The sequence below is a fragment of the Acinetobacter pittii ATCC 19004 = CIP 70.29 genome (assembly GCF_000369045.1).
GTDB classification, from domain to species: domain Bacteria; phylum Pseudomonadota; class Gammaproteobacteria; order Pseudomonadales; family Moraxellaceae; genus Acinetobacter; species Acinetobacter pittii.
Window position 1 is genome coordinate 191872 of the sequence record NZ_KB849797.1, and the last position, 26612, is coordinate 218483.

29 protein-coding genes are annotated in these 26612 nt (G+C 39.9%); 13 read left to right on the forward strand and 16 right to left on the reverse strand.

The annotated features are described in order from the left end of the window. Positions 1-26 precede the first annotated feature (26 nt). The 4 genes from thyA to msrA all read left to right on the forward strand — a co-directional run bounded on the left by thyA (position 27) and on the right by msrA (position 3118). On the forward strand, positions 27-869 hold the full coding sequence (gene thyA / locus F928_RS19535; protein ID WP_005079164.1) for a thymidylate synthase: 843 nt from the start codon (positions 27-29) through the stop codon (positions 867-869). A 44-nt stretch (positions 870-913) separates the two neighbouring features. Continuing rightward, positions 914-1423 (forward strand): dihydrofolate reductase, encoded by a 510-nt coding sequence (folA, locus tag F928_RS19540; protein WP_002114723.1) that lies wholly within the window; start codon positions 914-916, stop codon positions 1421-1423. A 14-nt stretch (positions 1424-1437) separates the two neighbouring features. Next, entirely contained in the window at positions 1438-2493 is a 1056-nt protein-coding gene (locus F928_RS19545) for a DUF4105 domain-containing protein (RefSeq protein WP_005079166.1), read from the forward strand. A gap of 100 nt (positions 2494-2593) precedes the next feature. Continuing rightward, a complete protein-coding gene (msrA, locus tag F928_RS19550; RefSeq protein ID WP_004794799.1) occupies positions 2594-3118 on the forward strand; it encodes a peptide-methionine (S)-S-oxide reductase MsrA in 525 nt (174 codons plus the stop codon). A 57-nt stretch (positions 3119-3175) separates the two neighbouring features. Here msrA and F928_RS19555 read toward each other — a convergent pair whose 3' ends face one another. From F928_RS19555 to F928_RS19575, 5 genes are all read right to left on the reverse strand, one after another. Beyond that, complete coding sequence (locus F928_RS19555) at positions 3176-3580, reverse strand: ExbD/TolR family protein (protein WP_000885432.1); 405 nt, start codon at positions 3578-3580, stop codon at positions 3176-3178. After that, positions 3580-4200 carry a MotA/TolQ/ExbB proton channel family protein gene (gene exbB, locus F928_RS19560; RefSeq protein ID WP_001011664.1) on the reverse strand — a complete coding sequence of 207 codons (621 nt, stop codon included), beginning with the start codon at positions 4198-4200 and terminating at the stop codon, positions 3580-3582. Before exbB ends, F928_RS19555 begins: the two co-directional genes overlap by 1 nt. Positions 4201-4243: 43 nt before the next feature. Next, the gene (locus tag F928_RS19565) at positions 4244-4993 is read right to left on the reverse strand and encodes an energy transducer TonB (protein ID WP_005079167.1); all 750 of its coding nucleotides are present in this window, start codon (positions 4991-4993) and stop codon (positions 4244-4246) included. Positions 4994-5373: 380 nt separating this feature from the next. Then, complete coding sequence (purU, locus tag F928_RS19570; protein WP_005066088.1) at positions 5374-6237, reverse strand: formyltetrahydrofolate deformylase; 864 nt, start codon at positions 6235-6237, stop codon at positions 5374-5376. A 74-nt stretch (positions 6238-6311) separates the two neighbouring features. Beyond that, positions 6312-7004, reverse strand: coding sequence for a TetR/AcrR family transcriptional regulator (locus F928_RS19575; protein WP_005066087.1), 693 nt, complete (start codon positions 7002-7004; stop codon positions 6312-6314). Positions 7005-7116: 112 nt separating this feature from the next. Here F928_RS19575 and calB point away from each other — a divergent pair, with 112 nt between their 5' ends. From calB to ybaL, 4 genes are all read left to right on the forward strand, one after another. After that, positions 7117-8565: a coniferyl aldehyde dehydrogenase gene (gene calB, locus F928_RS19580; protein ID WP_005079169.1), complete on the forward strand. Its 1449-nt coding sequence runs from the start codon at positions 7117-7119 to the stop codon at positions 8563-8565. Between the two features lie 167 nt (positions 8566-8732). Further along, entirely contained in the window at positions 8733-8969 is a 237-nt protein-coding gene (rpmB, locus tag F928_RS19585; RefSeq protein ID WP_000048256.1) for a 50S ribosomal protein L28, read from the forward strand. A gap of 12 nt (positions 8970-8981) precedes the next feature. Continuing rightward, entirely contained in the window at positions 8982-9137 is a 156-nt protein-coding gene (gene rpmG / locus F928_RS19590) for a 50S ribosomal protein L33 (RefSeq protein ID WP_001205031.1), read from the forward strand. Positions 9138-9284: 147 nt separating this feature from the next. Next, on the forward strand, positions 9285-10994 hold the full coding sequence (gene ybaL, locus F928_RS19595; protein ID WP_005079171.1) for a cation:proton antiporter: 1710 nt from the start codon (positions 9285-9287) through the stop codon (positions 10992-10994). Between the two features lie 36 nt (positions 10995-11030). On the opposite strand, the gene F928_RS19600 is transcribed toward ybaL, so the two are convergent. The 10 genes from F928_RS19600 to F928_RS19645 all read right to left on the reverse strand — a co-directional run bounded on the left by F928_RS19600 (position 11031) and on the right by F928_RS19645 (position 19987). Then, positions 11031-11309, reverse strand: a complete 279-nt coding sequence (locus F928_RS19600) for a hypothetical protein (RefSeq protein WP_002114792.1) — start codon at positions 11307-11309, stop codon at positions 11031-11033. 112 nt (positions 11310-11421) lie between these two features. Further along, complete coding sequence (locus F928_RS19605; RefSeq protein ID WP_005066079.1) at positions 11422-11925, reverse strand: DUF6586 family protein; 504 nt, start codon at positions 11923-11925, stop codon at positions 11422-11424. Positions 11926-12005: 80 nt separating this feature from the next. Then, a complete protein-coding gene (locus tag F928_RS19610; protein ID WP_005079172.1) occupies positions 12006-12368 on the reverse strand; it encodes an ASCH domain-containing protein in 363 nt (120 codons plus the stop codon). A 9-nt stretch (positions 12369-12377) separates the two neighbouring features. Beyond that, positions 12378-12617 carry an RNA recognition motif domain-containing protein gene (rbpD, locus tag F928_RS19615; protein ID WP_002115113.1) on the reverse strand — a complete coding sequence of 80 codons (240 nt, stop codon included), beginning with the start codon at positions 12615-12617 and terminating at the stop codon, positions 12378-12380. Between the two features lie 73 nt (positions 12618-12690). Next, entirely contained in the window at positions 12691-14670 is a 1980-nt protein-coding gene (gene pcrA / locus F928_RS19620; protein WP_025465505.1) for an ATP-dependent helicase, read from the reverse strand. A gap of 114 nt (positions 14671-14784) precedes the next feature. Next, a complete protein-coding gene (locus F928_RS19625; RefSeq protein ID WP_080632757.1) occupies positions 14785-15366 on the reverse strand; it encodes an HdeD family acid-resistance protein in 582 nt (193 codons plus the stop codon). Positions 15367-15492: 126 nt separating this feature from the next. Beyond that, positions 15493-16251 carry a hypothetical protein gene (locus F928_RS19630; RefSeq protein ID WP_005079175.1) on the reverse strand — a complete coding sequence of 253 codons (759 nt, stop codon included), beginning with the start codon at positions 16249-16251 and terminating at the stop codon, positions 15493-15495. Positions 16252-16339: 88 nt separating this feature from the next. Next, positions 16340-18976, reverse strand: coding sequence for a type I DNA topoisomerase (gene topA / locus F928_RS19635; RefSeq protein ID WP_005079182.1), 2637 nt, complete (start codon positions 18974-18976; stop codon positions 16340-16342). 35 nt (positions 18977-19011) lie between these two features. Next, positions 19012-19461 carry a hypothetical protein gene (locus tag F928_RS19640; protein WP_002114763.1) on the reverse strand — a complete coding sequence of 150 codons (450 nt, stop codon included), beginning with the start codon at positions 19459-19461 and terminating at the stop codon, positions 19012-19014. A gap of 148 nt (positions 19462-19609) precedes the next feature. Beyond that, positions 19610-19987 carry a winged helix-turn-helix transcriptional regulator gene (locus F928_RS19645; RefSeq protein WP_005079187.1) on the reverse strand — a complete coding sequence of 126 codons (378 nt, stop codon included), beginning with the start codon at positions 19985-19987 and terminating at the stop codon, positions 19610-19612. Between the two features lie 99 nt (positions 19988-20086). On the opposite strand from F928_RS19645, the gene F928_RS19650 reads away from it, so the two are divergent. Beyond that, on the forward strand, positions 20087-21097 hold the full coding sequence (locus F928_RS19650) for a zinc-binding alcohol dehydrogenase family protein (protein WP_005079189.1): 1011 nt from the start codon (positions 20087-20089) through the stop codon (positions 21095-21097). Positions 21098-21151: 54 nt separating this feature from the next. Here F928_RS19650 and F928_RS19655 read toward each other — a convergent pair whose 3' ends face one another. Continuing rightward, positions 21152-21397, reverse strand: a complete 246-nt coding sequence (locus F928_RS19655; protein ID WP_002115104.1) for a SlyX family protein — start codon at positions 21395-21397, stop codon at positions 21152-21154. 32 nt (positions 21398-21429) lie between these two features. Here F928_RS19655 and uup point away from each other — a divergent pair, with 32 nt between their 5' ends. The 4 genes from uup to lpsB all read left to right on the forward strand — a co-directional run bounded on the left by uup (position 21430) and on the right by lpsB (position 26609). Then, the gene (gene uup / locus F928_RS19660; protein WP_002114959.1) at positions 21430-23340 is read left to right on the forward strand and encodes an ATP-binding cassette domain-containing protein; all 1911 of its coding nucleotides are present in this window, start codon (positions 21430-21432) and stop codon (positions 23338-23340) included. A gap of 224 nt (positions 23341-23564) precedes the next feature. Further along, complete coding sequence (gene yahN / locus F928_RS19665; protein WP_005079191.1) at positions 23565-24197, forward strand: LysE family translocator; 633 nt, start codon at positions 23565-23567, stop codon at positions 24195-24197. Positions 24198-24307: 110 nt separating this feature from the next. After that, positions 24308-25243 carry an LpxL/LpxP family Kdo(2)-lipid IV(A) lauroyl/palmitoleoyl acyltransferase gene (lpxL, locus tag F928_RS19670; RefSeq protein WP_005066053.1) on the forward strand — a complete coding sequence of 312 codons (936 nt, stop codon included), beginning with the start codon at positions 24308-24310 and terminating at the stop codon, positions 25241-25243. 265 nt (positions 25244-25508) lie between these two features. Continuing rightward, the gene (gene lpsB, locus F928_RS19675) at positions 25509-26609 is read left to right on the forward strand and encodes a glycosyltransferase family 4 protein (protein WP_005079192.1); all 1101 of its coding nucleotides are present in this window, start codon (positions 25509-25511) and stop codon (positions 26607-26609) included. The last annotated feature ends 3 nt before the right edge of the window (positions 26610-26612 follow it).

Genomic DNA, 26612 nt, shown 5'->3' on the forward strand with positions numbered 1-26612 from the left:
GGAATTAATCCGAACTCGAGAGTGTTATGCGTGCATATTTAGACCTACTACAACATATCCTTGATAATGGCGGTGACAAAGGCGACCGTACAGGCACAGGAACCCGTTCTGTATTTGGTCATCAAATGCGTTTTGATCTCTCTAAAGGTTTTCCTTTACTCACTACCAAAAAAGTTCACTTCCGCTCGATTGTGATTGAGTTGCTTTGGTTTTTAAAAGGCGACACTAACGTCCAATACCTAAAAGACAATAAAGTTTCAATTTGGGACGAATGGGCAACAGCAGAACAAACTGCTCGCTTTGGCCGTCCAGAGCATGAACTTGGACCAGTCTATGGTCATCAATGGCGTAATTTCGGCGCAACTAAAAATGCTGACGGTACTTATAATCAAGATGGTTTTGACCAGATTAAATGGTTAATTAATGAAATTAAAACCAATCCAAATTCACGCCGTTTAATTGTTTCTGGCTGGAACCCAAATGAAGCTGGACAAGTTGCCTTACCGCCTTGCCATACGCTCTTCCAATTTTTCGTACAAGACAACAAGTTGTCATGCCAGCTTTATCAACGTAGTGCTGACGTGTTCTTAGGCGTGCCTTTTAATATCGCGAGTTATGCTCTACTCACCCATATGATTGCTCAAGTGTGCGGTTTAGGTGTAGGTGATTTTGTCTGGACTGGTGGTGATACACATCTTTATGCCAACCATTTTGAACAAGCTAAACTTCAATTGACACGTGAGCCTTTACCGTTATGCCAATTGAAACTAAATCCAGAAATAACTGACTTATTTGATTTCAAATTTGAAGATATCGAGATTGTAGGTTACGAGTCACATCCGGCAATTAAAGCACCAGTTGCAGTATAACAAAGGCTTAAATTTCATTAGATTACGGTTTAGAGAATAAGATTATGGCATGGCAAAATGTAGAAGTTGTCCACGTTGTGGCAATGGACAAAAACCACTGTATTGGTAAAGGCAATGCGTTGCCATGGCATATTTCTGCCGACTTAAAACATTTTAAAGAAATCACACAAGGCGGTGTGGTCGTGATGGGCCGTAAAACACTTGAGTCTATGGGCCGTGCTCTACCAAACCGTGTGAACTGGGTAATTACCCGTGACATTAACTGGCAATTTGACGGTGTTAAAGTTGCATATTCAATTGAAGATGCTTTAAACGCAGCTTTAGAAGATGTAAAGAATACCGAAAAACAAGCTTTATTCATCATTGGTGGGGGCGAGATATTCAAGCAAACCTTATCGATTGCAGACCGTCTTGAACTTACTCATGTTGACTTAGATGTGCAAGGTGATGCACATTATCCAACAATACCAAGTGAGTTTCATAAAACCGCAAGTGAACAGCATGTTGATGAAAAATCAGGAACTTCATTCGAGTTTGCCACTTATAAAAAATAATTTTATGGATGCCTATGCACAATATCGGAACACGTGAATTTATTACTGCTCTACTTTTTGGGCTATTACATAGTTTATTCACGCTGTTTATTGTGTTCTCTAGCATTTGGGTATGCGTAGCGCTTTGGGTTCAACAACCTTTTGGCTGGTTAGGCAGCCGCATACTCATTGGCATATGGATTGCTTTTGCACTCAGCATGGCTGGCTTATATGTTGAAGGTCATATTATTAGCCGCCGTACCGATATCCTGATTTATCTTTTAGCGTTTGCCTGCTCTCTTGTTTGGTATTTTTCGATTACTGCACGTCAAGATCGAGACTGGAACCCTGAAGTTGCCAATATACTGAGTTACGAAAAGCACGGTGATGTGATCACTTTGCACAATGTTCGTAACTTCAACTGGCATCCTGACGGAACCTATGATGTGCGATGGGAAACCCGCACTTTTGACCTCAACCAGTTAAATGGAGTAAATATCATTACTTCTTACTGGATGGGACCACAAATTGCTCACACACTGGTAAGTTTCGAATTTGCACACCAACAACCACTAGTCTTCTCAATCGAGATTCGTAAAGAAAAGACTGAGGAGTTTTCGGCAATTGGCGGTTTTTTTAGAAAATATGAACTGAGCTTAATTGCTTCTGATGAAAAAGATATTGTCTACACGCGCAGTAACATCCGCAAAGAGCAGGTTTATAATTTCCCAGTCAATATGCCGCGTAGCGAGCAAAAAGCGCTATTTTTAGAATATCTTAAGAAATCGGATGAGCTGCGCAAGAAGCCAGAGTGGTATAACACACTTACGAGTAACTGTACAACTTTAATTTTTGATATGGTTCAAGCGATTAACCCCTATGAACTTCCTAAAGATTATCGTCTAATCGCTTCGGGTTACTTACCTAATTATTTATATGACCTTAAAGCACTTAATCAAAATATCAGTTTAAAACAGTGGTATCAAATTGCGCATATCAACCCACGTACTGAAAATTTTGAACAGCTTTCAGATCAGAGTAGTCAACACTTCTCTCAAATCGTTCGACAAGGTTTACCTAAAGCTAAATGAAATAAGTAATGCACTTTTCTTTACTTTTTTATACATGCTTTACTTTGTATTTTAAATACATAAACCCTATTGTAATAGGCAGGAAATAGAGGGAAAAACAATGCAACAGGCATTATTTGGCGGCGGCTGTTTTTGGTGCGTCGAAGCTGTATTTTTACAAATACGCGGTGTAGAAAAAGTAACTAGTGGTTATGCAGGTGGACACACCACTAACCCTACCTACGAGCAAGTATGTCAAGGAGACACCCAGCACGCTGAGGTGATCTTAGTCGACTTTGATGAAGAGCAAGTAACTTACTCCCAGTTACTCGACGTGTTCTTTGCGACTCATGATCCAACGACTTTAAATCGCCAAGGTAATGATATCGGCACACAATACCGCTCTGTTATTTACTATTATAATGAAGAGCAAAAGCAGGCAGCGGAACACACGATTCAGACTCTAAAAAATGACGATCTTGATATTGTGACTGAGCTGTCCCCTGTTCCGACATTCTATCCAGCAGAAGAATATCATCAGAATTACTATGCAAAGAATCCTTCACAAGGTTATTGCAACTTTGCGATTCCACCAAAGCTGCTCAAGCTATATAGTAAATTCCAGCATCTGATGAAAGATCAATAAATCAGAGCAATAAAAAAGCAACCAGTTTGGTTGCTTTTTTACTGAGTAAACTAAATTTTAGTTTTCACTTACAAAGGCAATATCGCTCAGTCCGGCTTCACTGGCGCGAGACATTACCTGAGCAACAGTATCGTACTTCGACTCTTTATCAGCACGAAGTTGAACTGTTGGTTTAACATCGCCTTGACCTGCTTCTTGAAAACGTTTTTGAAGCTCATCTAGGCTAATTACTTGAGTATCCCAAGCCACTTCACCATTTGCATTGATACTAATCGTAATTGCTTTTGGTGGTGGATCAATAATTTCAGCAGTTGTTTTAGGAAGCGTTAATGGAATCGATGGGTTGGCAACTGTTGCTGTGACCAAAAAGATGATCATTAACACCAACATAATGTCGATTAGCGGAATGAGATTCATCTCATTCATGCCACTATCGTGGTCTTCACCCAATTGAAAAGCCATTAAGCTTGACCTCCAACGTAACTTTGCTGTGCAGTTTTAACATCAGACTTTACAGTTGAGTCTTGCTGCAACATCGTGTCAATTAACAAGCTGTGCGCTTGGTCTTGTAAGTCGTGAGCAAGACCACGGTTTGCACGTACACAAATGTTATAAGCCAATACCGCTGGAATCGCAACTGCAAGACCAAGACCAGTCATAATAAGTGCTTCACCTACTGGTGTAGCCACTTGAGCCAAACCTGCTTGTCCGCTTTTACCTACCGCAACAAGTGCATGGAAAATACCCCAAACAGTACCAAACAAACCTACGAATGGTGCAATTGAAGCAATTGTTCCTAAAACAGAAATACCTTTATCAGCATTGGCTTTTTCAGCAGAAATCTGACGAAGTAATGCCTGCTCTGCAACCGCTTTACGCTGTTCAAAACTCAACGGTTGTAACTTTGCTTTTAGCGAAGTGATAGCCTGAGAAAGTTGAGCATAAGCTTGTTGTTTTAGCTGGCGAGTCCCCATCAAACGTAAGATGAAAACTGTCCAGGTAGCAATCGACATTGCCAATAAGATGAAATACAGGGTTTTACTCACTGCATCTGCATGTTGCCAATAGATTGAAAAGTTCATATTGAACTCCTGATTAAGGTTAGCCGTTGGGACTCAAATTCATTTAAGGGGTTAAATCAAAGGGTTGCTCTGCTTTAATTGGATAAGCAACACCATTTTCCATATAAGGTTTAAATTTCGCACCGCGAACAGCACGGACTACTTTGTCATCTAGACTTGAAATACCACTACTTCTAGTCACTCGTACATTAATAATTTTGCCTTTTTCATCGGCTTCAATGAGTACCATGACAGAGCGTGCTTCGCCTTGTAAATCCTTTGAAGAAACAGTTAAACGTGGCGAGCGGCTCCACTGTACACCCGAACCACCAATTGAAACGCGTTTCGGTGATGGATCTGGGGCAGGTTGAGCTTTAGGCGCTTCTTGTACCACTGGTTTTGGTTTTTCGATAACTTTTTCAGTAACAGTTGTCGTTACCACTTTGGTTTCAACTTTAGGTTCTGTCTTTACTGTTTCTTTTGGTGTTTCAGCTTTTTTCACCTGTTGAATTTTTTCCACTTTTTTAGGTGGTGTCACAGGTTTTTCAACAACTTTAACTTCTTTTACCTCTTTCTTAGGTTCCGGCTTTTTAGGCTGTTCCTTTGGCTTAGGAGGTAGTGGTTTTGGTTGCTCTTGAATTTTTACGAAACGTACCTGTAAAGGCTTCTTCTCGATTGGCTTTAATTCAGCAGGCTTAATATGGCTGACCGCCCATAAGACCCCGATATGACCAATTGCAACCGCAATTAGTGCCGTGATGACTTTCTTTTTCATCGGATTGGGAGAGTTTAAGGCTGCGGAAGATTGACTCATAAGAATCTAATTACCTAATGGATGATGATTTCAGATTTCTATTTGTAGAAACGATTTCAAACATCGGATAGAACAATAAAGTGCCACAATAATAAATGAGAAGTGTTTTCATTTGCAACTATTTTTTGAGAAAAACATTTGCTCAATATCACTAATTTGTATCAGTTGAGTGTCTTTGCTTTTGTTTTCTCATAGTTACATGAACGCATATCTCTTGTTCACAAAATGTTTAATCTAACTTATATAGTTAGGCTAATTTCACTATGAAGAGATCGAATCCTACCATAAATTCATTCAATTTTGTTATGTTATATCATTTCAATATTTTTTTTGATATAAAAAAACACGCATGAAGCGTGCTTTTTTAAAATAAACGTTATTTAAAAAACAACCGTCTTATTACCATCAACAATAATACGGTCTTCTAAATGCCATTTTACTGCTCGAGCCAATACATTACGCTCAACATCTTCACCTAGCTCACGAAGTTGCTCAACATTATAGTCATGGCTTACACGCTCAACGTCTTGCTCAATAATTGGACCTTGGTCTAGATCAGCCGTCACATAGTGAGCTGTCGCACCGATCAACTTTACACCTTTTTCATAAGCTTGTTTATATGGGTTGGCACCCACGAAAGCTGGCAAGAAAGAATGGTGGATATTAATGATTTTCATTTCCCATTTCGCAACAAAATCTTCGCTTAAAATCTGCATGTAGCGTGCAAGAACTAATAAGTCATTGCCCTGCATCATTTCATCAATTTGTGCATAAGCTTCAGCTTTATTGTCTTTAGTTACTTTAATTACAGTAAATGGAATACCGAAGTTCTCAACAGATTCACGTAAATCTTCGTGGTTAGAAATCACGTGTGTAATTTCACAAGGTAACGACCCACGTGCATGACGCCACAATAACTCAAGTAAAGCATGGTCGACTTTAGAAACTAAAATACCAACCTTTTTAATTTCATTTACGAAAGCAAGACGCCATTGCATGCCATAACGCTCAGCAACGTTGGCAGCAAATGTTTGAATTAATGCATCTTTACGTGACTGTAAATGATCAAGTTCAAACTCAACACGCATGAAATAACGTCCACCCTGAGCTTCCGTCGCATATTGGTCAAGCGCGGTAATGTTTGCACCTTGGTGGTACAAAAAGCTCGATACAGCCTGTACGATCCCAGGCTTGTCTTCACAAGTAATCAGTAAACGGGCTGTATTGGCAGTGGTCATATTCATTTGGTTAATATCACTTAATTGAGTCAAATTTTTAATAAGCCGAGTATTCTAGCGCTCTAAATAGGCAAGTACAACTATTCATCTTTTAACGACGACAAGCTGGCGAATAGATCAGAAGGCCCCAGTGAATCAAGCAACTGCTCGTAAGTTGCTCGGCTTTCCCCCATAAGATAAGGACCTTCAAGGAAAACCATTTGACGTAATGCCTGCCAAACCCATTTTTCTTCTAAGTGGTTATTGTCACTAATGTGACCAGACATATATAAAAAGTTTGTCCAGTTTGTTAATACAATCCATAAGTTAATAATGAGCGCTTCAATTTCAGATGGCGTCATTTTCATAAGACCAGCATCGACAAAGGCTTGATAAATTTTTTGCCCTTGCTGCATGACCTGCCCCGCAAAACGCGGATAAATCTTTTTAAAGTCTTCGTTACTTTCAACTAAATGATAGACATCACGATGTATAAAACGGTAACTCCAGAGTTGACCACTTAATACTTGAAAATAGTTAATTTTATCATTGGTCGTTAGTGGTCTGTCTTCAGGTAAAGAAAGCATGTCCAAAGTCTCAACCTGATATTGGTACATTAATTCTTTAATAATTTCATGCTTATTCCGGAAATGGTAATACAAGTTTCCAGGACTAATACCTAACTCCGCAGCAATATGATTGGTTGTAACCGACCGTTCACCTCGCTCGTTAAAAAGCTGCAAACTGATTTGTAAAATCCGGTCTTTTGTCTTCAGAGCTTTAGGTAGAGACATTTTAATAACCTTTAATAATTCACATGGTTAAGACTTAAACACATAAACCGACTTGACTATTTAGAGTATTTACTCTAAAAAATAAGTATATCAGTATATTTGGTAAGTACCGATGAACAGTCAAACAAAAACAAATCCAGAGACTCAGCTTCCTTATGATGTTAAGCATTTACATGATTTGCTTGAACAACAAAAGCTCGCTTATTTACGTCATCCGGTACCCACTGCTAAAGAGCGTATTGATCGTTTAGCTCGTCTTAAAAGAGTCTTGGTAAAATATCAAGATCAGATTGCCGAAGCAATTAACCTTGATTATGGCAATCGTGCAGTTATGGAAACAAAAATTGGTGAACTACTCACGAGTTTGGAACAAATCAAGTATTACAGTAAACATCTGACTGCATGGATGAAACCATCAAAACGCCACATCAGTGTATTACATCAGCCAGCAAAAGGTTGGGTACAATATCAGCCTATGGGTGTGATTGGTATTATTACACCATGGAATTACCCATTATTACTTTCAGTTGGACCTCTGATCTGTGCACTAGCTGCAGGCAACCATGCCATGATCAAAATTTCTAGCGCCTCACCAAACTTTGGACGTGTCCTTGAAAGTGCATTGGCAGAAGCATTTCCACAAGAATTAGTTGCTGTGGTAAATGGTGGTGGCATTATTTCAGATGCGTTTAGTCATTTGCCTTTTGACAAAATGATTTTCACAGGCTCAACTTCTGTTGGTAAAACAGTGATGGCAGCCGCAGCTCAAAACCTAGTTCCAGTAATTCTCGAGTTAGGCGGAAAATCTCCTGCTCTTGTGCATGCATCTATGGACATGAAAGATGTTGCCCAGCGTATTGCTGTAGGTAAATTATGGAATGCAGGACAAACTTGTGTTGCGCCGGATCATATTTTCTTACCACGAGGCAAAACTGCCGAGTTCATCGAAAACTTTAAATTGATTGTAGCTGGAATGTACCCTCATTTCCGAAACAACCAAGACTACACTTCTATTATTAATGATAAACAGTACAACCGCATTCAGGGTTATCTTGAAAATGCCCGTGATCAAGGTGCACGTATTGTTGAAATTAATCCGCAAAATGAAATTTTAGATGATGTCCGTAAAATTGCGCCAACTTTAGTCACTGGTGTGACGACCGCAATGGATATTATGCAAAATGAAATCTTCGGGCCTATTCTACCGATTTTAGAATATGACCAAATAGAAGAAGTCATCGAATTCATTAATAGTCGTCCACGTCCTCTAGCGATGTATTATTTTGACTATGATCAAGCGCGTGCTGACTATATTGCACAACACACCCATTCAGGGCATTTCGGAATTAACATGGTGATTACCCATGTTGCACAAGATGATTTACCGTTTGGCGGAATTGGCGCATCAGGTATGGGTAAATATCACGGACCAGAGGGCTTTTTTAGCCTTTCTCATGAGCGTTCGGTGATGTCAAATCCAAAACTTTATAGCCTTAAATACATTCTTCCACCGTTCAATAAGCCGATTCATCGTTTCATTTCGAAAACCTTGTTGCGCTAACTGATCAAGGCATGATCTGTTATACTAAATCATGCCTCGTTTTTACCAATTTCGCTTGTCTTTTAATCGTATTTTTGGTATAAAACGCCCCTTGAATGAATTCATCCGTTTACATTTAGTATGACTGGCCACAGATTTGCTGTTGGCTGAATCAATGGAGTTACACCATGTCTAAGGTTTGCCAAGTTACCGGCAAGCGTCCAGTCGTTGGTAACAACGTCTCACACGCCAACAACAAAACCAAGCGCCGGTTCGAGCCGAACCTGCACCACCACCGTTTCTGGTTAGAAAGCGAAAAACGTTTTGTACGTCTTCGTTTAACCACTAAAGGTATGCGTATTATTGACAAATTGGGTATCGAAAAGGTTGTTGCAGACCTTCGTGCTCAAGGTCAAAAGATCTAAGGAGTCTGAGCAATGCGTGATAAGATTCGCCTCGTTTCTTCAGCTGGTACAGGTTACTTCTATACCACGACTAAAAACAAACGTACTATGCCGGAAAAAATGGAAATCAAAAAATTTGATCCAAAAATCCGTCAACACGTGATTTTCAAAGAAGCTAAAATCAAATAATTTTAGCCTCGAAAAAAACGACTTCTTTATGAAGTCGTTTTTTTTTGCATTTTTTTTATACCCACCTTTTTGTTAAACTTTCTCTACATTCCGCCTTGGCATTTTTTATGCTTGTTTTTAGCCTAACTCACGTAAAAGGAGTTTTTAGTGCCGCATGACGTAGATTTAATTATTTTACTTGCTGTTGGTTTCGGCGTTGCCCTCATTTTTGGCTATATTGCAGCCCGATTACGACTCCCCCCTCTTATCGGCTATTTAATTGCCGGAATTATTATTAGCCCAAATACACCGGGTATAGAAGCAGATATCCACCTTGCCAACCAGCTTGCAGAACTCGGGGTCATGTTCCTGATGTTTGGTGTAGGGATGCACTTTTCATTAAAAGACTTATTACTAGTTCGTCGTATTGCCTTGCCTGGCGCAATTTTACAGATCGCTGTTGCAACCTTACTTGGTATTGGCGTTTCAATGCTATGGGGATGGAGTTTCGGGTCTGCACTCGTTTTTGGCTTAAGTCTATCGTGTGCGAGCACGGTTGTATTATTAAAAGCATTAGGAGACCGAGGTCTTTTAGACTCAGTTAACGGCAAAATTGCTGTGGGTTGGCTGTTAGTCGAAGACTTAGTGATGGTACTGGTTTTAGTACTTCTTCCGGCTACAGCTGTTTTACTCGGTGGAAAAGCACCAGCAGGTGCAGACGGAAATATCTGGTTAACCCTTGGAATAACTTTATTAAAAGTGATTGGCTTTATTGCCTTTATGCTTATTGTAGGCAAGCGTGTTGTACCTATTATTATGCAATTCGTTGCTCGGTTAGGGTCAAGAGAGCTATTTACGCTGACTGTCGTCGCTGCTGCTGTTTCGATTGCTTACGGCTCTTATGCCATCTTTGGGGTTTCAATGGCTTTAGGCGCATTCTTTGCGGGTATGGTCGTTAAAGAATCAGACTTTAGCCATCGTGCAGAAGAAGAAACTCTTCCTCTACGTGAAATTTTCTCGATTTTATTTTTCGTTTCTGTGGGTATGCTGTTTGATCCACATATTCTTGTGGAGAGTCCGCTCCATATTTTAGCTGTTATCGCGATTATTATGGTGGGTAAGACTCTTGCTGCAATGGCACTGGTTTTATTCTTCCGCTATCCAATCAATACAGCTTTAACAGTCGGGGCAAGCCTTGCACAGATTGGTGAGTTTTCATTTATTTTGGCGACACTCGGTGTTTCTTTAGGCCTATTAAGCTTAGAAGCTCAGAATTTAATTCTAGCTGGCGCTTTATTTTCAATTACGCTTAACTCTTTCATCTTCTCAGCCATTGAGCCTGTACAACGCTGGATTCGTGAACGCTCTCACTTAGCTCGACTGCTTGAACGTAGTGGTGACCCATTAGCAATGTTACCCGATGAAGTTGATCAAGCTTACTTACGTGATCAGGTTGTGATTGTGGGATATGGCGGTGTGGGAAGACGTATTACTGAAAATTTAATTAATGAGAATATTAAAGTCGTTATTGCAGAAGAGAATCGTGAAATCGTAGAAAAACTACGTAATGCAAATATTGCTGCTGTGAGTGGTGTTGCTACTGAACCGAGTGTTTTAATTCAAGCACATATCATGCATGCACGACTCTTAGTAATCTCACCTATGGATATTTTAGATATTCACCGTATTGTGGCGATTGCCAAGCAATTAAACCCACAAATTCAGGTATTAATTTGCGCGGAAAGCAAAGAAGAAGCAGCGGTTATCCGTGACGAAAATATTGGAGAGGTGTTCTATGCAAAAGAAGAAATGGCAAAGAATATGAGCCACCACATCTTAAATCAGATCGAGCTTGCTCATCAGTCAACGGTTCATTAACTCCATATAAAAAGCGTACTCAAGAGTACGCTTTTTTTAACTCAAGAATTTAGGCTGTTCGTCTAATACCTCAGCCTGCCACTCGTTTACCTGCTTTTCCAACAGTCCAAACAATGCAGCCTGAATCATATGCTGAGCAACAACTGGAGTCTGCTCACCCAAGATTGCTTTGACTTCATCGCTAAATTGAATTTTAACCAAGGGTTCATTCTCAGAACCTGCATTACGCAAGGCGAGTTCACCACCTTCGAGTTGAACTAATTCCAACACTGCTTCTTGATTTCCAAATAACTCTTTCAATTGCTGTATAGACATATACTTCCTCCATGTTTCAACATGGTGGCAAAGCACCCTTGCACTTTGCATCTCTTGTCTTATTTATATAGGCACACCTAGTCTAAATTTCAAGCATCTAGGCAGTTTAATTTTAGAACTCGACCATTTCGTTACGAAAACCATCAATTAAATGACTTAATTCTCGATGCCATTCACGCAAGATTTTAACATCTGGCAACCAAGACTGAGGCCCTTGTGTCACTTTAATAATGAGGTTAGAAGAAGTCTCTTCTTCCGGAGTCGGTTCTTTTGGTTCTGGGGCGTATTGGCACATACGATAAGCTCGTTTTAACTCTGCAACAAAACCATCTTTTGCCAATTGCTGCAAAACGGACACTTCAGGAGAAACCTGCCCTTTTGCCGCCATATGTTCCTCTATAGATTTTAAGGTGGGTTGCAAATCATTTAAACGGTAATAACGTACCAATTCTTGTAAGAACGCTAACATTGCGCCATGTAAATGAAATACAGCTGCTTCACGGTAAGCTTGTACCTGCTGCACATGATCGGTCTGCTCTGCCTGTTGACACGCTAGACGTGCAAAATAGAGCTTCTGATTGGTACGATCGGCATGATAACGAGCAACACGTGACATAACTAAACTTTCCTGTTCTAAAATCGCCATTGCAATAGCTATTCTTAGCTTAACGACTCCATTGATAAAATCAACGTTATTTATGGTAAATCCAGCTCAACTTGATAAATTTTACGTTTAGCTAAAATTTTCACTGGCTGTTTTATAGGACGAACATTACTTAAGACCCAAGCAAAATAGCCTTCACTCCAAGCAGATGCACAGGCTAAATTGACCTCGTCATTTCGCCAAGGGTGAATAGAGTCGACATCAACTAAAGCGACAGCAACTCCTTCCTCTTCATCAGTATCTTTAATCAGAAAGTTCTGGTTTTCGACAATTAATAGATCTTTCACTGGTAACTGCGTAGGCACCCATGAACGCACTTCAAGTGTTTTGATACCTTCAGCAATACGAATACCATTGGGCGTTACAATCGAGAGAGCTAAAAATTGTCTTTTCATCAGAAAAACTTATTCTTCGGCTGCTTTAACTCGAATTCCATAGCCTTTAACTTTAAGCGTATTTAAGCCTTTAATTGCCTTAATCGCTTCACGTGGATTCGGCATTTCAACAAAACCAAAGCCTTTCGATTTACCTGTGTCTTTATCAGTCACCAGAACACATGTATCAACTTTACCATATGCCTTAAACAACTCTAAAACTTCAGCTTCACTTACAGCACGATCTAAATTACGAACTAATATTTTCATTTTCTAACCTTAATTGGCAATAAAAGGGAGGGCCAATATACATTTAAGTAATCACAGCGTCTTATACAGTAGTTTAGTCCAGATCGATACCAAAACCTAAATTTACTGCAGGAGATCTGTTCCATTGTTTTTTAGTAAATTGCTGAGGTACTTGCCTATGAATTTTTGCTTGAACCAAGTGTGCAGGCAGATCATTTAAGAAATAACTCTCAACTTTACGACCTTGCTCATCATAAGTGTCTTGCGACCACGTATTAAGGTTTTGCTTCGTCAAAATTAATTCATTTTCAGCACGCGTTAAGGCAACATATAGCACACGGCGTTCTTCCTCAACATCATCAAAATCACCCTGAGCCCTTGCATAAGGATATTGATTTGGCGATACGTGAGGTACATAACAAACTTTCTGTTCGGCACCCTTAGCTGAATGAATCGTAATTAAAGTTACTAAATCTTGATCAGCAGCTTTTTCAATTTCAGAAACTGAAATCGGCTCAAGTACATATTCCTCAAGGAATTCACCTAACGACGCATGCTTTCGTGCAAGTTGCTTAACCAAATCAAAGTCTTTTAAACGACGCGACCAATCTTTAGTTTTATAATTTTGCTCTAGCTGTTCACCTAAAGCATCAAGAGCCAAGCCAATACTTACCTCAACATGCTGCTGTAATACATCTAGCTGTTTTAAAATTAAAATCGCTTGTAGTGGTACCTTGCCATGGCGTTCAAGTCGCTGACAGCGCTCCTCGACATCAACAATTCCCATCAGTTCTTGGGCTAACTTACTCGCTCCAACATCGCCAATCCCATCCCATAAGGTTAAAAAGCGCATCCAAGCCAAATCATCGTGAGGGTTACTCACAATACGTAAGAGACTGAGCACATCCTTTACATGGGCCGACTCAAGAAGCTTTACCCCGCCAATAAAACGATAAGGTATTTCAGCAGCAATAAAAGCCCCTTCTAGATATCGGGCACTATAGCCAGAACGGACTAACACCATGTGGTCATGCCAGTTTGCACCTTGCTGATGGCGTGTTATTAAATCTTGTGCGATCCAGTTTGCTTCTTCAAACTCATTACCAAACAAATGTAGCTGTGGCTTTTGCCCTTGGCCACGATGCGCTTGTAGCTGTTTTTGATAATCGATTGGGCTATGTGCCAACAACCAATTTGATAAATCTAGAATTTCTTGGGTCGAGCGATAATTTAAAGCCAGTGTAAGTACTTCTGCATCGGGTATTCGTTCTTTAAAAGAATGAATATTTTCAAAGTCTGCACCACGAAAGCCATAAATGGACTGCGCATCATCACCCACACAAAATAACTTCACTTTACCAATTAAGGGCTGTAACAAAGCCCATTGCAAAGGGTTTGTATCTTGCATTTCATCAACTAGCAATGCCTGACAAAAGCCCGCTACCCAATTGATCAACGCTTCTGAGTTTTGTAAATGAACAGCCACAATCGACAAGATATCGTCGTAATCTAAAAAATTACGCTCTCTTTTACGTTGCTCATAAGTTTTCATCAACTCAGCAATTTGTGCCTTGTGCTCATAGGCTTCTGGAAGTTGCTTAAGCAGTGCTTCAGAAAGCTTGGTTTGAGTATTTCTTGCATAGGAATATAAATCACACAGCTCTGCCGCTTTAGGTAAAACATTATCTTTGTCTTTACCTCTTAATAAACGGAACATCAGTAACTGATCATCGCGATCAATAATACTAAATTGATTTAAGCCAAAAGCTTGTGGATTACGGCGCAGTAAATACATACAAAAAGTATGAAAAGTCGAAGCTCTTAGGCCCTTTGCCTGTGCTCCTACATGCTGCTCTACCCTTGCAACAATCTCACTCGCAGCACGTCGAGTAAAAGTTAAAATCTGGATTTGATTCGCTGGTAAGCCTTGATCAATTAAATAGGCGGCACGTGCAACAATTGTCTTTGTCTTGCCACAACCAGCACCCGCCAAAACTAAACAGTTCTGCGCAGATGTCGTGGCTGCTTTTTTTTGCTGAGCATTTAGTTCATTAATTAATTTTGCAAGACTCATAACACATATCGCTAAAACACCAAGACATAGTTTAACAGACCCAACCATAGATGCGTCTGCTCGCCCTAAAAACAAAAAGAGCACCTAAAGTGCTCTTTGATTCAATTTTCTTATTTAAGATATTGTTTTTGAACTAGATGGTAGGTGCTTAATCGCAGAAGCCAAACCTAGAAAATTAATTCCTTGAAATAGGATATCAATAGCAAGGAACATTCCTAACACCCAAAAAGGTGAGTCTTTAGAAACCAAAATTAAAATACCTGTAGCGAGTGTTAATAATCCGGAGAATAAAGTCCAACCCCAGCCCGTAATTGGCTTAAGTAAAATTGCGTTTATTGTACGTATAGTCCCAGCGATGATAAGTGCAATCGATAGTAAGCTTGTTAAAACTACCGCTGTTTTTACAGGAGTAGAAAAAGCGTAATAACCAGCTATTAAATAAAGTACACCAAACAGTGCCCATAACCATCGGCTTGCGCCTTTAAAAACACTAATAGCCGCAACAAGATGTAAAACACCTCCGACCATCATGAGTATTCCAAATAAAAAAACGACAGAAAAGGTCGCAAATGGTAATGAACTAAACAAAATCAGACCAAAGCCAATAAGCACAAAGCCTAATATCAAATACCACTTACGATCAGCATGTAACTGATTACGTACCAAATCATTACCGACAGTTTTCATCATGGCCACTCTTATTATCAGGTATTAGAATTTCATCTACCCAATAATAGTGATGTACTTCACATTTTTTGTCTGTATAAAATCTGCATCGTTTCTTATCAATTAATGTGGATAAAGCAGTATTTATCCACAATTTTATTTCACCCAACCAATTTCTTGAGCTGTAGGTAAACCTATTATTGTTTCATGTAAACCATTCGGCATTTTACTGCTCTGCTCGGATAATGGTGTTCGACCACCCATGATTTCAGCGTCAGTCTGCGGATATAAAGGCTCTTTTTCAGGGTACGCATAACCTAGAGGATAAAGCGGTTGACCAGTTTTTAAATCATATTTGTCTTGTGCCCCAAAGCCATGTAATAGCTCATGAACAATCACGACCTGATTTTGGGAAGCTTGTGTGTTGGTCGCAAATAAATTCACACTACCAATACGACCTTTTTCCAAAGCAGTCGAATGGATCAAAACTTTTTGATAATGGGGATCGTAATAATTTAAATAGAGTTTAAGTGATGCCCCATTATCTTCAGATTGTTGATGTCGCCATGCATAAAAACGGAACTTTAAACTCCACCACATCACATGAAAGATATTGGCATTTTGAGGAACCTCAGGAGGTCGTTGCTGTAATGGCTGGCCTAAACGAATTACAAAGTTTCCTGATTGACCACGATAATGCTGCGACCATTCTCCTAAATAATTTTTTATTTTATCAAAATCAGTGTATTGCAACTGATGAATATAGCTCTCTGTTGTCTGCAAACCATCTGCATTAATAGGATGTAAAACGACAACAATAGGTTGATTCCAGTCTTGGTTTTGATCTCGCCATGCCTGAACAGCAACAATCAATAAAATAATTAACAAACATAAAACTCGAATGTTTTTCCACATTCTTTTTCCCCATGCATTTAAAATTTTCTTTTATTGTTTTAGATATAAAAAATGCTAGCTGAGCTAGCATTTTTTATTGTGGACTTAATTAGCCCTCAACCCATTTACCATTTTGATAAATTAGGCTCCATTTGGTTTGTTTGCCTTCTGGAGTTTCCGAACCTACATATTGTGATTGATTCTTACGACTGAATTTCACAACTGTCGGATTACCTTCAGGGTCCACGTCTGGTGCTTGTAAAATAAATTGATATTTAGGATCAAGCTGAGCAGCAACACTACGCAATTCCGCAACTTTTGGCGCACGTGTTTCACGAATTTTCGGGAATTTACTTGCGGCCAAAAACAGACCAGCAGCACCATCACGCAACACGAAATAGTCATCATGCTTTGTTGAGCGCAAATGTTCCATCTTGATCGGTTCTACACGTGGAGGTGCAGGCTGACCGCTTTTCAAGACCTTACGAGTATTGTCACAGCTTGTACAAGCGAAATACGGACCAAAACGGCCAGTCTTAAGCTGCATTTCACCATCACATTTATCACACGGAATGGTTGGTCCATCGTAGCCTTTAATCTTGAACTCGCCTTCTTCAAGCTCAAAACCGTCACAATCAGGGTTGTTACCACATACATGTAGTTTACGACCACCATCAATTACATAGCTGTCCATGGCTGTGCCACATTTTGCACAACGATGTTTTGACATCAAGTCTGCGGTTTCAGCACCATCATCATCAGAAAGAGCAGCTAAGGACTCAACAGGTGTTAAGTTCAAAGTACCTTTACAACGCTCTTTAGGCGGCAAGTTATATCCAGAACAACCTAAGAATACGCCTGTTGTACCTGTACGAATCTGCATTGGACGTGAACATTCAGGACAATGTACTGCTGGCACTTCAACCGGTTGGTTACGGCGCATTCCGTGCTCGCCCTGAGCATTAGTAAGACGTTTTTTGAAGTCACCGTAGAAAGTATCAAGTAACTCTTTCCAGTTACGCTCGCCTGTTGCAACTTTATCGAGCTGCCCCTCAAGGTCTGCTGTAAATGCATAGTTCATCAAGTTATTGAAACTTTCATCAAGACGATCCGTGACAATTTCACCCATTTTTTCGGCGAAAAGACGACGGTTTTCTAACTTAACGTAGCCACGTTCTTGAATCGTAGAAATAATAGCTGCATAAGTCGAAGGACGACCAATACTACGTTTTTCGAGTTCTTTAACCAAAGAAGCTTCAGTAAAACGTGCAGGTGGTTTAGTAAAGTGCTGACTTGGGTCTAACTTCTCTAATTTTAAAATTTCGCCTACTTTAATTGCAGGCAAAATAATATCGTCATCAGACTTGTTGGCACCACGCACTCGTGTAAAACCATCAAATACAAGCGTACGGCCTTTTGCCTTCAATTCAACATCAGCAGCTTCAACCGTTAAAGTTGAAGATAAATATTCTGCTGGAGTCATTTGACAAGCAACAAACTGACGCCAGATCAAATCATATAAACGCTGAGCATCACGCTCTACACCTGCAAGTTGGTCACCTGTAAGCGCAACATTAGAAGGACGAATTGCTTCATGGGCTTCTTGAGCACCAGCTTTGTTACCATAGCGGTTTGGTTTTGCAGGTAAATACTTCTCACCAAATTGGCTTTCAATATGAGCACGTACCATGCTTACTGCATCATCACTCAAGAACGTTGAGTCAGTACGCATATAGGTAATAAAACCTGCTTCATATAGACGCTGCGCTAGCATCATTGTTTTCTTTACAGAAAAACCTAGACGTGTACTTGCAGCCTGTTGCAGCGTTGAAGTGATATACGGTGCACTTGGATTGACCTTAGTCGGTTTATCTTCACGCTGTGCAACTTTATATTCAGCACCTTTTAAAACATCCAATAAAGCATCAGTTTCAGCTTTATTTTTCAGTTTAAGGGTTTTACCAGCTTGCTTAACTGCTTCAAGACGAATGTCATCTTTCTTGGCTTGAGTATCTGCAAAAACTTGCCAGTATTCTTCTGGTATAAAAGCACGAATTTCTCTTTCACGCTCTACAACCAGTTTCACTGCTACAGACTGTACACGACCTGCCGATAAACCACGGGCAATCTTTTCCCACAGCAATGGTGAAACCATAAAGCCAACAACACGGTCTAAGAAACGGCGTGCTTGCTGAGCATTAACTCGGTTTAAATCTAGGCGTGTAGGTTGTTTAAATGCTTCTTGAATGGCATTTTTAGTAATTTCGTTAAATACCACGCGATGATAACGACTGTCATCACCACCAATAACTTCTCTTAGGTGCCAAGCAATGGCTTCCCCTTCTCTATCCAAGTCCGTTGCGAGATAGATTGCATCGGCATCTTTGGCGAGTTTTTTTAGTTCAGCAACAACATTTTCCTTACCTGGCAGAACTTCGTAATGAGCTTCCCAACCATGTTCAGGATCAACCCCCATACGATTAACTAAAGCCTGACTGGCTTTTTGTTCTTTTTCTGCTTCAGTGAGTTTAGTCCGTGCAGCCGGCTTTTTCTCAGTTGATTTACTGCCACCTGTTGGCAAATCACGCACGTGACCTACAGAAGACTTTACAATGTATTGCGAACCCAGATATTTATTGATGGTTTTCGCTTTGGCAGGCGACTCCACAATCACTAAGGCACGTTTATGTGCAGCAGGTGCAGTAGATGCTGTGCTTTGAGATGCAGAGCGCGAGGTATTCGCCATATAAAATGTTATTCCTATACCAATAAATTTAAAAATCAGGCTTTAGCCAAGTTCAACAGATAAGCCTTCATCTCATCTAATTGTGTTGCTCTCAGGTCTGATTCCTCATCCCAATAAAGCCCTACACAGTTTGCCTGCATATCAATAGCATAAATCCCTTTTAATGCAATGGGAGAATCATTAAATTTCTCATCACCCTGAACCACTTTTAATTTGCCGTCTACAACGCGAGCGCGCATTAAAGATAAACGGGCATCGGGAATCAATACACTATAATAAGCAACCATGCTGGCACGCTTTTCAGTCGCCATTGGGACATGTGTCCATTCAGGTGCAACGATTACACGCGGGTGTAAACCCATTTTACGAGCTTTATCACGCATAATACCAAGTGCCTTTTCACGTGGGCTCACTCTTAAACCAAAAATGGAGCCTAGTACGAAAAGAACAATGATAACGGTAACCCAAATTCCCATATTGTCCATAGCAAAACCTATTAATCTCTTTTATTAGAGTTGCATAAGCTGACCAGAAAACGCAAGTTTCATCATAAAAATAATGCCCGATACAGGGGCAAGCTTCAAAATAGTCAGATTTCACAGTGCAAATTGCGATGAGCTGACACAAATATCATTAAGGATTCGGATGGCCATCAACAAGTGTCAACTTTCCAAACTGGTCAATATGAGCATCCCCCCACTGTTTTAAAGCAAACAGAATTTTCTCAAGACTTTGTCCCAAATCAGTCAGGCAGTATTCTACTTTAGGTGGTACCTGAGGATAGACTTCCCGATGAATAATTCCATCTTGTTCCAATTCACGTAGCTGATTTGTCAGCATTCTTTGGGTAATGCTCGGAACACGCTTTCGAATTTCGTTAAACCTCAAGGTGCCTTCATTAAATAAATGCCAAAGAATGACGCATTTCCATTTTCCATCAATCAAACTAATCGCCGCCTCCACTGAACAACCCGGAGAGCAATCAAAACTTGAATGTCGTACTTTTGCCATTTTACAGTATCCTTTTTGACACTATGAGCGTTATTTGTCTGTAGTCACTTATTTTAAGCTTACGTTATGATCAAACTCTCAACAAGAGGAAGGATAATTATGAAAGCTGTGGCATATCAAAAAGCTGGTCCCATTACATCGCCAGAAGCACTCGTTGATATTGAACTCAATGCTCCTATTGCTGAAGGACATGATTTACTTGTTCGTGTACAAGCTGTCTCAGTAAATCCGGTAGATACTAAAATTCGAAAGAATGTAAGCCCTAAAAATAATCAGTGGAAAACGCTTGGCTGGGACGCAGTAGGGGTAGTTGAAGCGATTGGAGACAAAGTTACTCAATTTAAGATTGGCGATATTGTTTGGTATGCAGGTGCTCTTAATCGTCAAGGTAGTAATAGCGAATTACAACTCGTTGATGAACGCATTGTTGGCCATAAACCAAAAACTTTAGAATTAACCGAGGCGGCAGCTCTCCCTTTAACTGCAATCACGGCTTGGGAGATGTTATTTGATCGCCTGCAAGTTCCAAAGAAAGCGCCAGAAAGCACAACAATATTAGTGATTGGTGGAGCTGGCGGTGTTGGCTCAATCACCATTCAACTTCTTAAGCAGCTGACAAACCTAACAATTATTGCAACAGCTTCACGAGCAGAAACTCAAGACTGGGTTAAGCAACTTGGAGCAGATTATGTGTTAGATCACCGTCACCCCTTAGCAGCCCAAATCAAGCAATTAGGTTTAACTGCACCTTTATATGTGTTCTCAACCACTCAAACAGATCAGCATTTAGCAGATATTGTCGAGTTGATTGCACCGCAAGGCCGTTTTGGGCTTATTGATGATCCTGAACAGTTAGATATCAAACCGTTTAAGTCAAAGTCTGTATCTGTGCATTGGGAATTTATGTTTACACGTTCAATGTTTCAGACCGAAGATATGGTAAAACAAAGTGAACTATTAAATGAAGTCAGCAAGCTGGTTGATGAAGGGAAAATCAAAACAACTGTGACAGAAGTTATAAGTCCAATTAATGCTGAAAATTTAAAACGAGTTCATCAGCAAATTGAAAGTGGCACAACAAAAGGTAAGATCGTCTTACAAGGTTTTTAAACAAAATTGAAAATATTCCCAAATAAAAAGGCAAGTATCGAACTTGCCTTTTTATTAATAGTGAGGAGGTTTATTCGTTAATGGATCAAAAGGGGCAATACCTTCTGACAAATCCGACGATTCCACACGTTGATAAAGAAATTGCATTTGTTTTTTCAAATCAGCTATTTCTTGAGTTTGAATAGCGAGTTGTTGATTTAATTGTTCAACTAAATCATCCAAAAATGTAATTCGCACTTGCAAATCTTCAATGGGTGCGGAAAATGACGCTTGATCATCATGATATGGTGGTTTAGTCATTTAAATCCTCATTTGAGATTCTGGAAAACATTATGGCCTATATTACCCTAAGGGATGTCCAACTTGCTTTTGGCGGACCTGCCCTGCTCGATGGCGCGAACTTTAATCTAGAACGTGGCGAACGAGTCTGTTTAATTGGGCGTAATGGTGAAGGTAAGTCTACTTTACTTAAACTGATCGAGGGAAGCCTATTACCAGATTCTGGTGAAGTTTCCATTCAAAATGGTTTAACAGTTTCAATGTTAGCCCAAGACGTTCCAATGGATTCAGGTAAGGTTGCTGACATTGTCGCAGATGGTGCAGGAGAAGCTGCCGAAGTACTCAGAGCTTATCATGAAGCAACTGATGCTTGTATGCTGGGAGATATGGAAGCTTGTGACCGTATGGGCAACCTACAGCATAAGCTCGACCAACTCGACGGCTGGGCACTCGAAAACAAGGTCAATGCCCTGTTAAGTAAAATGGGACTCGATCCAAATGCAGATTTGGCAGATCTTTCAGGTGGACGTAAACGCCGTGTTTTACTTGCTCGTGCTCTTTTAACGCAGCCAGACGTATTACTTCTAGACGAACCAACCAACCATTTAGATGTTGAAAGTATTGAGTGGCTAGAAAAATTCCTACTCGATCAAAATAATTTAACACTTTTATTTATCTCGCATGACCGCTCTTTTGTAGATAGCATTGCGACTCGAATTGTTGAACTTGACCGTGGCATCCTACGTGGCTACGAAGGCAACTATTCACGTTATTTAGAGCTTAAAGCTCAGCAAATGGAAGCAGAAGAGAAACAAAATGCTTTATTTGATAAAAAGTTAGCTGAAGAAGAAGCTTGGATTCGCCAAGGGATTAAAGCTCGTCGTACGCGTAACGAAGGCCGTGTGCGCGCCTTAAAAGCTTTACGTGAAGAATCGAAAGCTCGCCGTTCACAACAAGGCAAAGTGAGCATGGCGACTCAAGAAGCAAATCGCTCTGGTAAATTAGTATTTGATATTGAGCACCTAAGTGTATCTTATGATGATAAGCCACTGATTAAAGATTTCTCTACACTAGTCATGCGTGGTGACCGTATTGGCCTAGTAGGTGATAATGGTGTCGGTAAAACGACGTTAATTAAAGCCATTTTAGGTGAAATCGAGCACGGTGGTTCTGTTAAGACAGGTACACAATTAGAAGTAGCCTATTTTGATCAATTACGTAATGCCTTAGACCTTGAAAAGACAGTGATGGCAAACGTTTCAGAAGGCTCTGACTTTGTTGATGTAAACGGTAATCGTCGACATATCTATAGCTATCTACAAGACTTCTTGTTTTCACCTGAACGTGCACGTACACCAGTAAAAGCCCTTTCTGGTGGTGAGCGTAACCGTATTTTACTTGCTAAATTACTGCTTAAACCATCGAACCTGATTGTGATGGACGAACCAACCAACGACTTGGACATGGTGACTCTTGAACTACTTGAAGAGATGCTTTCTGAATATAAAGGTACTCTATTACTCATTTCGCATGACCGTGCATTTATGGACAATGTCGTAACATCAACTTGGGTCTTTGATGGTAAAGGTAATATTGCAGAGTACATTGGTGGCTACCAAGACTATTTGCAGCAGCGTCCAGATGATAAAGTCGTAGACCAAAAGTCTGACGTAAAAAAAGCTCAGGCAAAAGCCGAAGCTGAAAAAGCCGCAGCACAAAGTAATGTTAAAAAGGTCAAACTGAGTTATAAAGACCAACGTGAACTTGAGCAACTTCCTGCCGAAATCGAGAAACTGGAAGTTGAACAAGCAGAACTTTCTGACAAGCTGGCAGATGGTTCATGGTTTGTCAGTAATGCCGATGAAGCAACCAAAGCAAGTCAGCGTCTCGCAGAAATTGAAGAGGTATTACTTGAAAAATTAGAACGCTGGGATGAACTTGAACAAATGAGCAAAGGAAATTAATTCACTTTTATTTCCTTTAAAGTAAGTAAAAAAGCCTCCTTAAATTAAGGGGGCTTTTTTCAGAATATCTATAAATTTTTAAAGCAAAAAAGCTATAAAAAGTACATGATAAGTGATTAAGTTTAGTTAGACTTAATAGTTTTAAATAACACTCTGATTGAATATAAGACTTATAAAAATAATTATGTTATATCTACCAATATAATAATATTCGAGTATTTTTCATGCTAGATCTTTCTCAAATTTTAGCATTCGGATTAATCTGTTTGGCAATGGTGCTCACCCCTGGCCCAAACATGATTTATCTTATTTCTCGTTCAATTTGCCAAGGAAAAATGGCGGGATTTATTTCACTCGCTGGCGTTGGCGTTGGCTTCGTATTTTATATGCTTTGCGCTTCTTTCGGGATTACAGCGCTTATTGTTGCAGTTCCTTATGCTTACGACACCATACGTATTGCAGGAGCAATTTATTTACTCTGGCTAGCATGGAAAGCGCTACGTCCCAATGCATCCCCAATTTTTGATGTAAAACAATTATCAGTAGACTCTCCAGCTAAACTATTTTTAATGGGTTTTGCTACAAATCTACTTAATCCTAAAATTGCGATTATGTATTTATCGTTATTGCCACAATTTATTCACCCACAACAAGGCAGTATTTTATGGCAATCCATTCAACTCGGTACTATTCAAATTTTTGTTAGCGTCTCGGTAAATGCGTTAATTGTACTTTCCGCGGGTAGCATTGCCCTTTTTCTTCAACAAAAGCCTCTTTGGGCAAATATACAACGCTGGCTTATGGGAACGGTGTTAGCTGGTCTTGCTGTTCGCATTCTTTTAGAAAATCGTCGATAACCGCGTTTTACTTCCTCATCTTAACCACTCAATTCAACAGTGTATTACGACGATAAATTCAGTTCGTGATACACTTTTGCCAGTTTTAATTTTGAATTCTTTATATCGTTATGAGCCAAAAGCAGACTTATACGCCCGGTGAATTTCAATGGTCCTTTTTATTACCTAAATATTGGGGTATTTGGATTGCCATTGTTTTTTTAATGCTTTTGGCTATTTTACCATGGGCAATTCAGTGGCGTCTGGCTCATGGCTTAGCAAATCTTGCTTGGAGATATTTAAAATCTCGCCGAAAAACAACTATTCGTAATTTAGAAGTCTGCTTTCCCGAATGGTCAGCCGAAAAAGTACAGCAACAAGCTAAGCAAGTTTTTGTAGATATGATGCTTGGTGTGTTTGAGACATTAAACGCATGGTATAAGCCTTACTGGTTTAAAAACCGTGTCACCATTGAAGGCTTAGAACACATTACCAATGCTCAAGCTCAGGGCAAAGGTGTTTTATTATTGGGTACTCACAGCACGCTTCTTGATGCTGGCGGCTATGTTTGTGCTCAGTATTTTGAACCAGATGTTGTCTATCGACCTCAAAATAACCCATTGCTCGATATGCTGATTTATCGTTGCCGTGGCACCATTTATAAAGCACAAATCGACCATGATGATATGCGTGGTTTAATTCGTCACCTTAAAGATGGCGATGCCATTTGGTATAGCCCCGATCAAGACTTTGGACTCAAGCAAGGGGTGATGGCACCATTCTTTGGCGTACCAGCGGCCACAGTAACTGCTCATCGTCGTTTACTAAAAATCTCTAAGGCAGTTGCCGTTCCTTTATATTTTTATCGTCACGGTGATGTACAGGACCCTAAATATCATATTTTGATTGAACCTGCGGTAGACAATATGCCAACTGAAGATGAAGTCGATGATGCAACTCGAGTTAATAAAATTATTGAAAATCAGCTTCGCATCGCACCGACTCAATATATGTGGTTCCATCGTCGTTTTAAGACACGTCCTGAGGGATATGAAGAGATTTATTAAGATAACGCTGTAATGATTTTAAATTGATGACAGACACAGCCTTAATTTAAAGTGAAATTCAAATACTATCCAATAGGCAGACCTTACTTTTTAAGGATAAAAAGTAAGCAAAAATCCTTTGTTCCGCTGATGTTACCTCCTTGTAACACAGCGAAACAGCGACATCCATGTCGCTAGCACGATAGTAAATTCCGGATAATGATTTAGTTTGAAATGATGTATCTATAGATGGTACATCTTTTATAAATGTATAAGGCAAAAAACAATGAAAGTGATGCAACTTCTCCCAGAACTCAATAGCGGTGGCGTAGAACGCGGCACACTAGAAATTGCACGTGCACTGGTTGCACAAGGCCATCAATCTCTGGTTGTGTCTAATGGCGGACGATTAGTGTCTCAACTTGAAGCTGAAGGTTCTATTCACTTAACGCTACCAATTCATAAAAAATCACTTTCAAGCTTGTGGCAAATTCGTTCTTTACGTCGGCTGATTGAACAGCATCAACCTGATATTGTTCATGTGCGCTCTCGTGTACCAGCTTGGCTTACTCACTTTGCCTTAAGAAAAATACCTGCAAACAAACGCCCTCACCTCATTAGCACTGTACATGGTTTCTATTCGGTTAATCGTTATAGTGCCATTATGACTCAAGCTGAAAAAGTGATTGCTGTTTCTGACAGCGTGGTTAAATACATCACTGACCATTATAAAAACTGTCCACCGCAAGATATTGTGCGGATTTATCGAGGCATTGACCCTGCCGCTTTTCCACATAATTACCAGCCCTCAGCACAGTGGTTTAACCAAGTTTTTAATGACTTTCCTGAGCTTGAAAATAAGTTTTTACTTTGCTTACCTGGTCGTATTACACGCTTAAAGGGGCATGAAAGTTTAATTGAACTGATGCAACAACTTCAGTCGCAATATCCTCAGCTACATGCGGTTGTTGTCGGTGGTGCTGATGCCAAAAAGCAAGCTTACTTAAGTGAATTGCAAAGTACTATTCAAAGTAAAGGGCTCGCAGATAAAATTACCTTCGTAGGTCATCGCTCAGATATTCGGGAATGGCTCGCTTTTAGCGATATTGTGCTCTCTCTATCCAATCAAGCCGAAACATTCGGTAGAACAGCCTTAGAAGCACTTTCAGTGGGTTCGCCAGTGGTTGGCTGGAACCGTGGCGGTGTTGCCGAGATTTTATCGAATGTATACCCCCAAGGTCTTGTTGAAGCAGAAAATGAAAAAGCATTAATCGAGACTGTGAAAAAGCATATTGAACAACCTCAAATCGTTGCTCCTGTCACTATGTTTAGCTTAAAAGATATGTGTGATCAAACACTAGAACTTTATCAACGCGTTTTGAAATAACCC

What these genes read in the sequence shown, in the direction of transcription:
- thyA (WP_005079164.1), top strand. Translation starts at nt 27, where the DNA reads ATGCGTGCATATTTAGACCTACTACAACATATCCTTGATAATGGCGGT.
- folA (WP_002114723.1), top strand. Translation starts at nt 914, where the DNA reads ATGGCATGGCAAAATGTAGAAGTTGTCCACGTTGTGGCAATGGACAAA.
- F928_RS19545 (WP_005079166.1), top strand. Translation starts at nt 1,438, where the DNA reads ATGCACAATATCGGAACACGTGAATTTATTACTGCTCTACTTTTTGGG.
- msrA (WP_004794799.1), top strand. Translation starts at nt 2,594, where the DNA reads ATGCAACAGGCATTATTTGGCGGCGGCTGTTTTTGGTGCGTCGAAGCT.
- F928_RS19555 (WP_000885432.1), bottom strand. Translation starts at nt 3,580, where the DNA reads ATGGCTTTTCAATTGGGTGAAGACCACGATAGTGGCATGAATGAGATG.
- exbB (WP_001011664.1), bottom strand. Translation starts at nt 4,200, where the DNA reads ATGAACTTTTCAATCTATTGGCAACATGCAGATGCAGTGAGTAAAACC.
- F928_RS19565 (WP_005079167.1), bottom strand. Translation starts at nt 4,993, where the DNA reads ATGAGTCAATCTTCCGCAGCCTTAAACTCTCCCAATCCGATGAAAAAG.
- purU (WP_005066088.1), bottom strand. Translation starts at nt 6,237, where the DNA reads ATGAATATGACCACTGCCAATACAGCCCGTTTACTGATTACTTGTGAA.
- F928_RS19575 (WP_005066087.1), bottom strand. Translation starts at nt 7,004, where the DNA reads ATGTCTCTACCTAAAGCTCTGAAGACAAAAGACCGGATTTTACAAATC.
- calB (WP_005079169.1), top strand. Translation starts at nt 7,117, where the DNA reads ATGAACAGTCAAACAAAAACAAATCCAGAGACTCAGCTTCCTTATGAT.
- rpmB (WP_000048256.1), top strand. Translation starts at nt 8,733, where the DNA reads ATGTCTAAGGTTTGCCAAGTTACCGGCAAGCGTCCAGTCGTTGGTAAC.
- rpmG (WP_001205031.1), top strand. Translation starts at nt 8,982, where the DNA reads ATGCGTGATAAGATTCGCCTCGTTTCTTCAGCTGGTACAGGTTACTTC.
- F928_RS19600 (WP_002114792.1), bottom strand. Translation starts at nt 11,309, where the DNA reads ATGTCTATACAGCAATTGAAAGAGTTATTTGGAAATCAAGAAGCAGTG.
- F928_RS19605 (WP_005066079.1), bottom strand. Translation starts at nt 11,925, where the DNA reads ATGTCACGTGTTGCTCGTTATCATGCCGATCGTACCAATCAGAAGCTC.
- F928_RS19610 (WP_005079172.1), bottom strand. Translation starts at nt 12,368, where the DNA reads ATGAAAAGACAATTTTTAGCTCTCTCGATTGTAACGCCCAATGGTATT.
- rbpD (WP_002115113.1), bottom strand. Translation starts at nt 12,617, where the DNA reads ATGAAAATATTAGTTCGTAATTTAGATCGTGCTGTAAGTGAAGCTGAA.
- pcrA (WP_025465505.1), bottom strand. Translation starts at nt 14,670, where the DNA reads ATGAGTCTTGCAAAATTAATTAATGAACTAAATGCTCAGCAAAAAAAA.
- F928_RS19630 (WP_005079175.1), bottom strand. Translation starts at nt 16,251, where the DNA reads ATGTGGAAAAACATTCGAGTTTTATGTTTGTTAATTATTTTATTGATT.
- topA (WP_005079182.1), bottom strand. Translation starts at nt 18,976, where the DNA reads ATGGCGAATACCTCGCGCTCTGCATCTCAAAGCACAGCATCTACTGCA.
- F928_RS19640 (WP_002114763.1), bottom strand. Translation starts at nt 19,461, where the DNA reads ATGGACAATATGGGAATTTGGGTTACCGTTATCATTGTTCTTTTCGTA.
- F928_RS19645 (WP_005079187.1), bottom strand. Translation starts at nt 19,987, where the DNA reads ATGGCAAAAGTACGACATTCAAGTTTTGATTGCTCTCCGGGTTGTTCA.
- F928_RS19650 (WP_005079189.1), top strand. Translation starts at nt 20,087, where the DNA reads ATGAAAGCTGTGGCATATCAAAAAGCTGGTCCCATTACATCGCCAGAA.
- F928_RS19655 (WP_002115104.1), bottom strand. Translation starts at nt 21,397, where the DNA reads ATGACTAAACCACCATATCATGATGATCAAGCGTCATTTTCCGCACCC.
- uup (WP_002114959.1), top strand. Translation starts at nt 21,430, where the DNA reads ATGGCCTATATTACCCTAAGGGATGTCCAACTTGCTTTTGGCGGACCT.
- yahN (WP_005079191.1), top strand. Translation starts at nt 23,565, where the DNA reads ATGCTAGATCTTTCTCAAATTTTAGCATTCGGATTAATCTGTTTGGCA.
- lpxL (WP_005066053.1), top strand. Translation starts at nt 24,308, where the DNA reads ATGAGCCAAAAGCAGACTTATACGCCCGGTGAATTTCAATGGTCCTTT.
- lpsB (WP_005079192.1), top strand. Translation starts at nt 25,509, where the DNA reads ATGAAAGTGATGCAACTTCTCCCAGAACTCAATAGCGGTGGCGTAGAA.